General features: G+C 50.0%; 9 protein-coding genes and 1 other annotated feature. Of the genes, 4 read left to right on the forward strand and 5 right to left on the reverse strand.

Annotated features, from left to right (window positions below; all coding sequences use genetic code 11):
* Positions 1–105 precede the first annotated feature (105 nt).
* Positions 106–918 carry an SDR family oxidoreductase gene (locus PLA01S_RS09130; RefSeq protein ID WP_127591706.1) on the forward strand — a complete coding sequence of 271 codons (813 nt, stop codon included), beginning with the start codon at positions 106–108 and terminating at the stop codon, positions 916–918.
* Between the two features lie 54 nt (positions 919–972).
* Here the strand turns inward: PLA01S_RS09130 and PLA01S_RS09135 are convergent, their stop codons facing one another.
* The 4 genes from PLA01S_RS09135 to PLA01S_RS09150 all read right to left on the reverse strand — a co-directional run bounded on the left by PLA01S_RS09135 (position 973) and on the right by PLA01S_RS09150 (position 7,292).
* Positions 973–2,136 (reverse strand): MFS transporter, encoded by a 1,164-nt coding sequence (locus PLA01S_RS09135; protein ID WP_127591707.1) that lies wholly within the window; start codon positions 2,134–2,136, stop codon positions 973–975.
* A gap of 476 nt (positions 2,137–2,612) precedes the next feature.
* Positions 2,613–4,175 (reverse strand): 2-isopropylmalate synthase, encoded by a 1,563-nt coding sequence (locus tag PLA01S_RS09140; protein ID WP_127591708.1) that lies wholly within the window; start codon positions 4,173–4,175, stop codon positions 2,613–2,615.
* Between the two features lie 102 nt (positions 4,176–4,277).
* Positions 4,278–4,507, reverse strand: a binding site (T-box leader).
* An 81-nt stretch (positions 4,508–4,588) separates the two neighbouring features.
* Positions 4,589–5,659: a bifunctional 3-deoxy-7-phosphoheptulonate synthase/chorismate mutase gene (locus PLA01S_RS09145; RefSeq protein WP_127591709.1), complete on the reverse strand. Its 1,071-nt coding sequence runs from the start codon at positions 5,657–5,659 to the stop codon at positions 4,589–4,591.
* A gap of 427 nt (positions 5,660–6,086) precedes the next feature.
* Positions 6,087–7,292: a DUF418 domain-containing protein gene (locus PLA01S_RS09150; RefSeq protein WP_127591710.1), complete on the reverse strand. Its 1,206-nt coding sequence runs from the start codon at positions 7,290–7,292 to the stop codon at positions 6,087–6,089.
* A 342-nt stretch (positions 7,293–7,634) separates the two neighbouring features.
* On the opposite strand from PLA01S_RS09150, the gene PLA01S_RS09155 reads away from it, so the two are divergent.
* Together PLA01S_RS09155 and PLA01S_RS09160 are read left to right on the forward strand one after the other, a co-directional pair.
* The gene (locus PLA01S_RS09155; RefSeq protein WP_127591711.1) at positions 7,635–8,324 is read left to right on the forward strand and encodes a response regulator transcription factor; all 690 of its coding nucleotides are present in this window, start codon (positions 7,635–7,637) and stop codon (positions 8,322–8,324) included.
* A complete protein-coding gene (locus PLA01S_RS09160; RefSeq protein ID WP_127591712.1) occupies positions 8,321–9,784 on the forward strand; it encodes a HAMP domain-containing sensor histidine kinase in 1,464 nt (487 codons plus the stop codon). Before PLA01S_RS09155 ends, PLA01S_RS09160 begins: the two co-directional genes overlap by 4 nt.
* Before the next feature lie 105 nt (positions 9,785–9,889).
* On the opposite strand, the gene PLA01S_RS09165 is transcribed toward PLA01S_RS09160, so the two are convergent.
* Positions 9,890–10,846 (reverse strand): 3'-5' exoribonuclease YhaM family protein, encoded by a 957-nt coding sequence (locus tag PLA01S_RS09165; protein ID WP_127591713.1) that lies wholly within the window; start codon positions 10,844–10,846, stop codon positions 9,890–9,892.
* A gap of 143 nt (positions 10,847–10,989) precedes the next feature.
* Here PLA01S_RS09165 and PLA01S_RS09170 point away from each other — a divergent pair, with 143 nt between their 5' ends.
* A complete protein-coding gene (locus PLA01S_RS09170) occupies positions 10,990–11,886 on the forward strand; it encodes an NAD(P)-dependent oxidoreductase (protein ID WP_127591714.1) in 897 nt (298 codons plus the stop codon).
* Positions 11,887–12,002: the final 116 nt, after the last annotated feature.

Below are 12,002 nucleotides of genomic sequence, written 5' to 3' on the forward strand. Positions count from 1 at the left end.
TTGAATTATTTTTATTAACTTTACTAATTTAGTAATTTTAGTTTACTTTGTTCAGAATTCGTTATATACTCTCCTTGCAAGTGAGAATAGAGGAGGAATAAGACCATGAAGACCATTTTAATTACAGGCACATCTTCAGGAATCGGAAGAGGAACCGCACAGTATTTTTGGGAGCGAGGATGGAACGTTATCGCAACCATGCGTTCGCCGGAGAAGGAGATGGAATTCATTCAACTAGAGCGTATGCTGGTCACAAGACTCGATGTTGTACGGAAGGAAACGATCGAAGCATCCATCGCTGAAGGGATTCGGCAATTCGGTAAAATCGATGTGCTGCTGAACAATGCAGGCTACGCAGCCATTGGCGCATTTGAAGCCGCGACGGATGAACAGGTAAGAAACCAGTTTGATGTCAACGTATTTGGTGTCCTCCAGACAACCCAGGCTATACTCCCCCATTTCAGAATGAACGGCGAGGGAACTATCATCAATGTTTCATCCGTTGGCGGCAGAGTAGCCTTTCCTCTTCTGTCCTTGTACCATGCGAGCAAGTGGGCCATTGAAGGGTTCTCGGAATCCTTGTTCTATGAGCTGGCTGCACAGAATATTAAGGTGAAAGTTATAGAGCCCGGAAACGTTGCAACAGACTTTACCGGACGTTCATTGGATCTGCTGTCAGACCCTTCGCTGAATGCTTATGCAGCCTATTCAGAAGCGGTGCTGCAAAAACAAATGGCCAGCTTTGAAACCAACGTCTCCACACCGGAGTTAATTGCGGAAACCATTTACGAAGCAGCTACAGATGCATCCTCCCGTTTCCGCTATTTATCCGGAGCAGATGCTCATTTCTTGATGAATTTGCGAAGCAAGGCCTCGGAGGAGGAGTTTATGGCGGGGATCACGCAGCAGTTCAGCTGAAAATTAGAAACCACCAGCTCCGTATATTCGGAGCTGGTGGTTTCAGGTAATCCATCATTGATCGGATGACAGAGGCTGTGCCTTTCCTCCACCTCGCGCGGCTGGCAGCAGGGACAGCAGGCCGAGAACAGCCAGCAGTGCGCCAACCCATAGAGGCGATCCCAAGCCATAACCGGCATCCATCGCCATCCCTCCCATGGAGGAACCAACGACAACGCCGAGGCTGATAACGGACCCATGCACCGTCGTAACAAGCGATCCCGTATCGGCAACCCGGGTGACACGGGTCGCCATGGCCGGGTTCATGGGCACACCCGCCAAACCTACGATCACAACCGCAATCATAGCGATCGCCTGGCTGTGCACAAATAATCCGAATACCACTAAAGCCGCGGCTAGAGCGACCAACCCAATGGTGAGGATCTGCATCATATATCGATCTGCCAGCCTGCCGGTGACCATGTTGCCAAGCACCGTTGCCACGCCGTAAACGCCAAGCAGGATCGGAACCGCCCGAGCGCCAAAGCCGGCGAGATCGGTTAAGATCGGCGAGAAATAACTGAATGCGGCAAAGGTAGCTCCGATAATCAGCATGCTAGTGGCATATGCAGCCCATAGATGGCGATTCTTTAGGGCGACAAACTCTCCCCGGATGCCGGACGATTCAGGTCTGGGTAAGGACGGGATCGTAAACAGCCCTACCAAACCGGATACCGACACCAGAACCACCACGGCCCAGAAGCTGGCGCGCCAGCCGAGCAGCTGCTCGATCCACATCGCCAGCGGAAGTCCGATCGCCGTTGCAACCATTAAACCGCCGAGGACGATCGACGCCGCCCTTCCACGCGACTCCGGACCGACGAGGGAAAAGCAAATCGCAAGCGATATGCCAAACGCTGCCGCAGAGGAGATGCCCGTGATCACTCTGGCCGCCATCATTACTTCATATGTGGACGCGACAGCGCCCAGCGTCTGACCGACAAGGAAGATGGCAGCCAAGATCATAAAAGCCTGTTTGCGCGGCACCTTCAAAAGCCCCACCGTCAGCAGCGGTCCTCCTATAATCATGCCGACAGCATAAGCGGTAATGAGATACCCGATGGCTGCAACCGAAACGCCGAATTCTGCTGAAAGCGAAGGCATCATGCCTGCTACCATAAACTCAGAGGTTGTCATCGAGAAGATCATTAAACCCAATATATAAATGGAAAATGGCAATGGGAACAACTCCTATCATGATGATTCTATATTTTTGTAACTTTCGGTAAAAAAATAAACGCAATAACTCCAACCATACTATAGTTGGATTTTCGTTTTCACATAAAAACCAACTTTTTTTACTATTTGGTACAAAAGTATCTAAAAAATCATGCCTCTCTAAAATACTACATATCGTAACGTACCATTTCGTCGTTGCAACAACAGGCCCCTGCATACTCTTCTCATGGTGATTGGCTCCTTTCCTAAGGCTTCCAGCTCATTATATATATTTTGTAACGTTCGGTCAATAAGTGTTGTTCGTTCCAAAAGTTATCCTTTACGGACAGCCAAATACCCCACTTCTACATTAAAAATAGCGTGGGGTACTTAGCTCCGCAACAGCTTTACGTTACCTTTAGGATTACCCATTGGTAAACGTCCCGAGCTCCCTTATCGTATTGAATCAACCATCAACGATCTGATGACGGTATTAACTATAGTTCTCTCGCCGGCGCTTGCACCTGCACATCCTGGCCGGCATCAAGCAATACCGCGTTAATCCCGTTAAGAAAAGCCAAAGCGCTTGCCTTAATGATATCCGTATCCATCGCGCGCCCGGAATAGATTTTGCCTTGATATTCGATTCGGATATTCACCCGGCCGATGGCCTCTTTTCCCCTGGACAGACTGTTGATTTTGTAATCCTTCAACTGTACGTCCAAACCGACCAACGCTTTCATGGCGCTGTACAGCGCATCGATCGGGCCATCCCCCACCATGCTGTCCCTGAACGTCTCGCTGCCTTTTCTCAGCTTCACGGTTGCCGTCGGATACAGATCATTGGTCACGACCTGGAACGAATCCAGCTCATACAGATGACTGCTGACTTCTTCATGGGTACGATGCTGGGTCACCAGATAAAAAACGTCATGGTCATATACTTCCTTCTTGGCATCGGCCAGCTGCAGGAATTTCTCAAACAGCGCTTCAAAATCTTCGCCTTCACCTGTCTCGAAGCCAAGCTTCTCCACCGCATTCTTGAACGCATGCCTTCCGGACCGCGCCGTCAGGATCAGCTCCATGCTGTCAGCGCCGACTTCCTCCGGCGACATAATTTCATAAACCTGCTTATCTTTCAGCAGACCATCCTGATGAATACCGGAAGAGTGCGCGAAGGCATTCTCGCCCGTAATCGCCTTGTTCACCTGCACATCCAGGCCCGTCAAATGCGTCAGCAGCCGGGAGGTTCGGATCAGCTCCTTGAGCCGGATGTTGGTGGAGGCTTTAAAGTGATTCTCCCGGACCTTCAGTCCCATGACCACTTCTTCAAGCGACGTATTGCCTGCTCGCTCCCCTAAACCATTGATGGTGCATTCCACTTTCTCGGCGCCGTTTCTCACCGCGCTGAGCGTATTTGCCGTAGCAAGCCCCAGATCGTTATGACAGTGAACGCTGAGGATAACCTGATCGTTCAGATTCTTCAGGCGCTCGTTGATTTTGCGGATCAATTCGCCGAATTCATCCGGAACGGCGTAACCGACCGTATCCGGCACGTTAATCATTGTTGCTCCGGCCTTCACGACGGCTTCGATCGTTGTCCACAGATATTCAAAATCGGACCTGGAGGCATCCTCCGTCGAATACTGCACATGGGGCAGCAGCGTTTTGGCGTACTTCACGGCATCCACGCCCATCTGAAGCACGGCATCCTTGGAGCGGTTGAATTTCTTCTCTACATGGATGTTCGAGGTGCCGAGCACGATATGAATCAGCGGGTTTTGCGCGAGCTTAATGCTTTCATATACGGCATCGATATCGCCCTTCACCGCGCGTGCAAGCGCAGTAATGGAGACGCTGTCTCCCACGGTTCGGGCGATTTCCTGAACCGCTTGAAAATCCCCTGCCGAAGACGCGGGAAAACCAGCCTCGATAATATCGACGTTCAGCCGCTTTAGCTGCTGTGCAAATTCGATCTTTTGCTGTACGTTCAGTTTGGCGCCCGGAACCTGCTCTCCGTCGCGCAAAGTCGTGTCCAATACAATAATGTTGCGTTCCATTTGATATTCCTCCTCGATAATCGATCGTTCATTTCGTTGATTTATATCAAGCGGGGTTGGTTAAACCCGGAATTTAACCAACAAAAAAACCCCGCCTCTACGTATAGAGGCGGGGTTGAACCCGCGGTACCACTCTAATTCATTTTATGCAAAATGATCTTCTTCGATGGCCATCACCATCTATCCCTATAACGGTGGAACTCCGGCTAACCCTACATGATCAGGCAGCTGTTCATAGACGAGTTCAAAGGGAACGACATTACCGTTTCACACCTGCCAACGGCTCTCTGAAAAGTCATTTCGCTTTTACTATTTCTAATCAAAACATTTCGATATGAATTTTGATAACTATCTTAAGGAATGAGAAGCGTTTTGTCAACCCTTTATCTTCCAGAGGCCAAAGAATGCATGGTTTACAGCAAGCCGGACTTCTTCACATTCGCCAGGAAATCATGGAATTCCGGAATATTCAGCTGCTGCGCCGCATCGGACAACGCCGTAGCCGGATCGGGATGAACTTCGACCATCACGCCGTCTGCTCCTGCAGCAAGAGCCGCTCTGGCACAAGCGGCCAGGATGTCCTTACGGCCTGTGGAATGCGTCACGTCCACCAGTACCGGAAGATGCGTTTCTTGTTTCAGAATCGGCACGGCCGAGATGTCCAAGGTGTTTCTCGTCGCCTTCTCGTACGTCCGTATGCCGCGTTCAATCAGCATCACCTGCGTATTGCCGCGGGACACGATGTATTCCGCAGCGTGCACGAACTCATCGATCGTAGCCGCAAGACCGCGTTTCAACAGCACCGGCGTCTGAACGTCGCCCGCCGCTTTTAACAGCTCAAAGTTCTGCATGTTCCGCGCACCGATCTGAATGACGTCAATGTATTCGCACGCAAGCTCGATATGCGCAGGGTCCACGATCTCGCTGATCGTCTTCAGCCCGAACTCGGACGCCACTTCCTTCAGAATTTTCAGACCTTCAATGCCCAAGCCCTGAAAATCGTAAGGCGACGTTCTCGGTTTGAACGCGCCGCCGCGCATGACGGTTATGCCTGCTTCCTTAAGGGCAGCCGCAACCTGGCGTACTTGCTCATAACTCTCAACGGAGCATGGCCCTGCGATCATGACCGGCGTGCCGCCGCCAATGATGGTGCTGCCCAGCTGAATCAGTGTATCTTCCTGTTTCTTCTTCCGGCTCACCAGCAAATGCTTCTTGTGATCGACTTGCTGCAGCTTCAAGGATGCCTGGAAAATCTGTTTAAATAAATGACGCACCGTTTCATTATCAAAAGGACCTTGGTTATGCTCCACCAGAGTATCCAACATTTTTTTCTCGCGTACCGGATCAAAATCAGGAACTCCCTGCTTTTGTTTCTCCTGACCGATCTCCTGGGCGATCCGTGCCCGTTCCGACAGCAGCTCCAGCAGCTGAAGATTAACGGAATCGAGCTCCGATCTTAATTGTTCCAAACGTCCTTGACTCATCTGAAATCTCTCCCTCACATTTTTTTCTAGTTTATAAAAACAAAAAGACCCCCCGCCCGGAAAGGGACGAGGAGTCGTGGTACCACCCTTATTAGATATGCAAAAAAAAGCAAACACATCTCACTTGAACCTCTTAACGCAAGGGTTACGGGTAAACCTACCATCTGCACGAAACATGCAGATTATCAGCATACCAGCTCCGGAATGAACTTCAGCGGAGAACCTTCGCCCGGGCGCTCTCAGTCGGTGGCGGCCCTTTCCTGTCAGGAACGTTCTTTCGCTTACTCTTTCCATCATCGCTTGTTATAACATATCGTGTTCGTTAATTAAGAAGCATTGTATTACACCAGGGATCGATAATGCAAGAGTTTTATTTAAAGCTTGGGTGCTTTGATGCAGCGAAGACTTAAATAGGCGGCCTCGATCTTCAGGAAGGAGCATGCCCCCTCTCTCCTTGTTTCACTGGATTTCCCCAATACGTAAACAGACGCCAAACATATTCGAATGGTCCGATCGGAAGCCGCTTTAACCAGGCTCTACTGAACACAACTTGCAGAGCGAAGATAACGAATACCATCACCATCTGCCAGATCGGTTCGATCGTTCCGTACCACCCCAATCCGTAGCTGTAAAAGATCAATCCGCAAAGGATCGATTGAAGCAAATAGTTGGTGAAAGCCATTTTTCCCGGATAAGAAAATAGATTCAACACCTTCTGCCACGATTTGTTCTGGTATAAAAGTGCAAACATGCCGATATAGCCTAGGGTCAAGAGTGGTGCCCCAACGAATAAAACGACCGCCTCGCCCCAGGATGGAAGTCCTTCCGCCAGCGACATCACGAGTTGGAGGACAAAACCCAGGCCTCCGCCAATGGCGACCAATCGGATGATCCCCTTCCGGTTCTTCCGGACCTCATGCAAAATACGACGCTTGCAGAAGTAGGCACCCATCAGGAACATCCCTAATACTTGCGGGTAAAAGACCACCATATTCAAGATGGAGCTGATGTAATCATTCAGTCGCTGAGCGATGATCTCGGCCATCGTCCCCTCTCCGTATATGGCTGCATCCCGCTCCTGGAAATAGATTCCCATTTGATGGGCATCCGCCGGGCTAAACGGCTCGAATACCTGGCCGGATGCCGGGTTCAGAAGGCTTGCTCCCGTTAGCAGAACGGGAACGAGCAGCAGCAGGGACAGTGACCAGATCAGCAGCGTTCGCGGCTTGCAGCGTTGAAACAGCATCAGCAAAAAACCTATGAGTGCATAATGGGTCAGAACGTCTCCGTACCAAATCAGGATGCCATGAATCAGACCGATCAGAAGCAATGCCGTCAACCTTCGAGCATAGATGCGATTAAAGTTCCGGCCTTTTGCCTGACTGCTCTCCTGTAACAACACCATGCCATAACCAAACAGGAAAGAGAAAATCAATATAAATTTGCCGTCAATTACAATTCCGCGGAGCAGCATCAGGACTTCATTGTACCAGCCTGACCATAATTCGACCCCGAAAGAAATCGTTTGTAACGATGTCGTAAAAAACGTAATGTTCACCAAAAAAATGCCTAATAGTGCAAATCCCCTCAAGCTGTCAATGAGCCTTATTCTTGGCTGTGGTTTTGTTGCCATCATCGTACCTCCTTATCATTGTGCCTTCAGGTTAAGGTACAATCATAAAGAAAGGATAAAGAAATGTTCAGCTATTTGAACTTATGAAGTATCCATACTTCAACGGAGCAGGCGGAATCGTTCTGGAGAAGCGATAAGCGGTCGCCTTTGCCCCCGGATTTCAACATTTTTTAATTGTTTAGATAGAAATCTGGGGGCAACAGCGATCGGAAGAATGATCCGCATGCGAAGTGATGCTATAGCTACTGAAATTTAAGACCTATTTCCTTATCCTTTCTTTAGAATTTTCAAGTAAACTATTAAGAAATTCGTAACTAGGACTTCTCGGAGGATGTAATAGATATGGCAAACGAAACGATCCTATTAGTGGATGATGAAGAAGAGATCATCTCTTTTATACAAGACGCGCTGGAGCTTGAAGGCTATCACGTACTGACTGCCGGAAGTGGACGGGAAGCATTGAGCCAGAGCAAACAACAACCGTCCCTGATCATACTCGATGTGATGATGCCCGAGATGAACGGCATTGAGGTCTGCGAGCACCTTAGGGGAAGGACGCAGTGTCCCATTGTGTTCTTGAGTGCTTGCCAAAGTGAAGTGGACCGGATACGCGGGCTGGCTGCGGGCGGGGATGATTATCTGCTCAAACCCTTTAGCCTCGCGGAATTGAAAGCCAGAATCCATGCCCATCTGCGGCGAGAACAGAGAATCCACACGCAAAAAGAACAAGGCATCCTGCGGTTCCAAGCCCTGACGATCAATTGCAAGGGGCGTGCCGTTAGCTGCAACGGGCACAGCATCGCTCTTACGAATAAGGAGTATCAGATCGTGGAACTGCTGGCGATGCATCAAGGGCAGGTCTTTTCCAGAGAGCAGATTTACGAGAAGTTATGGGGGTTTGACGCCGAGGGGGACGACGCTACCATTACCGAGCATATCAAGAAAATCCGGGCCAAGCTGGCCGCCCACGCACAGGACCGCAGCTATATTCAAACCGTATGGGGCATTGGCTACAAGTGGGATCCCAAATGATGAAACAGCGTTCCATCAAAAACACGTTCGCCCGCCATTTCGTCTCAATTCTGGCCTGCAGCCTGCTGGCTACGCTTGTAACCTGGGGACTGCTCGTGATGCTGCTCGGGTACTTGTTCAACCATGACATCGCACTCCCGGCGAATCATTACGAAGCTCAAATCCCCGTGATTACGGAATACGCCCAGAGCCGGGGCGATTCTGTCATGAGCAAGCAGGGACAAGCCGAACTGGAAAAGGTGATCCCCTCCCAGGGCATGTCCTACCTGGTAGTATCCCTTACTGGCGAACCCTTGTACGGGGATCTTCATATCAATGAATCGCTTAGCCGGCAGAAGATCCTGGCGCGATTAAACCAGACGCGCAGAGGCATGAATGAAATCATAGTATACAAGCCGGTTGTCTCCAGGGACGGCAATCTTATCGGCGCTCTTCTGGTTGGATACAGCCTGAAGGTAACGGCGGCCAATCCTGCGCTGAATCCCTTGGTGACCTTTGGGTTCCTTGCGTTCTTTCTTACGCCATTTATGTATATCATCTTGTTCACCTTGGTATTCGGCAGGCGGATCAGCCGAAAAATCAGCGCTCCGCTGCAGCAGCTTCTGCAAGGAGCCGAAATGATTAAAGAGCGAAATTTACACTTTTCGATGACAGGGACATCGTCTATAACGGAAGTTAACCGTCTTACACATGCTTTCGAGGACATGCGTCAAGAGCTGGAGCAATCCACCCGGCGGGAGTGGAGATTGGAGCAGGATCGAAGCACCATGTTTGCGGCTCTCGCTCACGACCTTCGGACACCGCTTACGATTATTCAAGGACATGTTGAGGGCTTGGAACAGATGAACGGGGAGTCTTACGAAGCCAAACGATCGCAATATTTGCAAGTCATCAAACGCAACACGACGCGTGCTTCGAAGCTTCTTCAGGATATGAACACCATCGCAGAAATTGAAAAGGTGTCCTTTCGGCTCCAGTCGCTTCCCGTGGATATTGAAGAGCTGGCGGAGGATAAAACCATGGAATATGCCGCTTTATGCAGCAATAAGAACATAACCTTCCATACAGAGATCGACGATAAACGAATGAACAAGAAACTCCTCATCTTGGATCCCTATCGCATCATGCAGGTTCTGGATAATCTCGTTTCGAACAGCATTCGATATACTCCTGAAGCCGGACAGATTCTATGGCGGATCGAAATCACCGAGGAGCAGGTGATGATGGCTGTCACGGATAATGGAGCAGGTTTTGGGCAGCAGCAGGATCTGCAGCAGGTATTTAAGCAGTTTTATCAAGGAGAACATCATTCCTCAAGACAAAAAGGGCATTCCGGTCTGGGACTGTATATCGCCAAACTTCTCATTCAGCATCATGGAGGGCAAATTTCTGCAGAGAACACCCCTCCTCGCGGGGCGACGGTGCGCTTTACCATACCGATATCGAGCCAAGAACCTTAAACTTTTCCAAGCATAACGAAGAGGCATCCTCCATGATCCAACGGATCGAAGGATGCCTCAATCATTTTATGAAAGGCACTCTCTTTTCTTACTGTACAGCAATCGTTATACCTTCAGTCGATAAATCGCCTTATTGTCGAGTCCGCGGATCATCGGTGTCCACGGCTCCGTTTCAAGTGTCGTATCCAGGGCGTCCTCTACCATCTGCAGCTTGGCATCCAGCAGATCGATATGATGCAGCGCAACGGCTTCAGCCGTTTGCGGCTGAACTGGGCTCCCCCACTCTCCCAGGTTATGGTGGGAAAGTACGAGATGCTGTAATCCCAGTACCACTTCGGAATCCAGCGCGATGTCGTTCTGTATGGCCGCTTCCACGATCCAATTGGATGCCAGGGCGATATGTCCGATCAGCTTTCCCTGATTGCTGTAGTCCGTAACGATGCCCATCTGAGCGATCATCTCTTCCGGCTTTGCGATATCATGAAGGATAATGCCCGCCCTAATCAAGTCCGGATTCAGAAACGGCCGCTGCTTGCAGATGAAATCGCCAATCTCCAGCATGCGGACAATATGATAGGCAAGTCCGGCAAAATAGGCATGATGATAGGTTTTGGCAGCCGGATAATGCATCAGCTTCTCTTCCACCTTCGACACACAATACTGCACGATGCTTCGTACCTGCGGCTCCGTAATCTCATTCATCGTAAGTTTGATCGTATGTAACAGATCCACGGGACGGATTGGCGCAGCCCTCACAAAATCGGTCAAGGAAACGCCGTCCTCATCCGTCGCCTTGCGGATTCGGCTGATCTTGACTTGAGGCTGATCCCGGTAGCTCAGCACGGTTCCCTGAATTTTGACTAATTGCATCGGCAGGAACGTTTCTTTATCCTGAATGGTCACGTCCCAGTACTTCGCCGAAATCTGGCCGCTCGCATCCGAGAGAATAATATCGAAATAATCTTTCGGCGGCGTGCCGTTGGTCTGTCTCATATTTAACTCTTTCAGCAAGTAGAAGCCGACAAAATCATCTTGAACGCTAAGTTTATTAATAGGTTTCATCTGGTTCCTCCCCAAAAAATCCCGTTAAGTTAACTATAACAAAGTACCCTACTTTGAGTCTATCAGACAGCTATCTTGACTTTGACACTAGTGTCATCGTTTAGCATGGGGTAAGACTTATTTGGAAGGAGTTATCAACCATTATGAAAATTCGTCAATCAAGTAAATCATCAGTGACCATCATCGGCCTAGGTCCGATGGGCCAAGCGATGGCACGCACGTTTCTAAACCATGGCCACGCAGTCACCTTGTGGAATCGTACGGCCAGCAAAGCCGATGAGCTTATTAAACTGGGAGCTGTCGGAACCTCTACAATTAAGGAAGCACTGGATGCGAATGAATTAGTGCTTCTCAGTCTTACCGACTACAACGCGATGTACGCCATCCTGGAAAATGCCGCAGACAGCCTTGCCGGCAAGGTATTCGTTAACCTTAGCTCGGACACCCCAAAGAAAGCCCGGGAAGCAGCCAAATGGCTGGCCGGGCATGGTGCCTCTCAGCTTACCGGCGGTGTGCAGGTGCCTCCGTCGGGGATCGGCAAGCCGGAATCGTTCACCTTTTACAGCGGTCCCTTGGATATCTTCGAGGCACACAAGGAGGTGCTTGAAGTGTTGACTAGCACGGACTACAGGGGTGAAGACCCTGGACTCGCCGCGCTGTATTATCAGATCGGAATGGATATGTTCTGGACGGCTATGCTCAGTTATCTCCACGCTGTTGCAGTAGGACAGGCGAACGGCATCACCGCAGAGCAATTAAAGTCACATGCAGTCAGCACCATGGCTTCGCTGCCACAATTCATTGAGTTCTATACGCCGCGCATCGATGCAGGAGAATATCCGGGGGACGTAGACCGGCTCGCCATGGGCGCTGCCAGTGTTGAGCACATCGTTCATACCGCACATGACTCAGGGGTGGACACCTCATTGCCTGCAGCGGTTTTGGAGATTTTCAAGCGGGGGATGGCGAATGGCCGTGAAGGGGACAGCTTTACCAGCTTGATTGAATCGTTCAGAAAGACCGCAGCATCATCGCATTGAAGCCATCCCGCCCATAATCGAGTTACCTTTAAACTCCGATTTTTGCCTGCAAAGCGGAGTTGATCGGTTTCCCATAAATACGGATGATACAAAAAAAAGCACCTGTGCAGGTGCTT

Origin of the sequence: Paenibacillus lautus NBRC 15380 (assembly GCF_004000945.1) — a bacterium.
Classification (GTDB): domain Bacteria; phylum Bacillota; class Bacilli; order Paenibacillales; family Paenibacillaceae; genus Paenibacillus_AQ; species Paenibacillus_AQ lautus.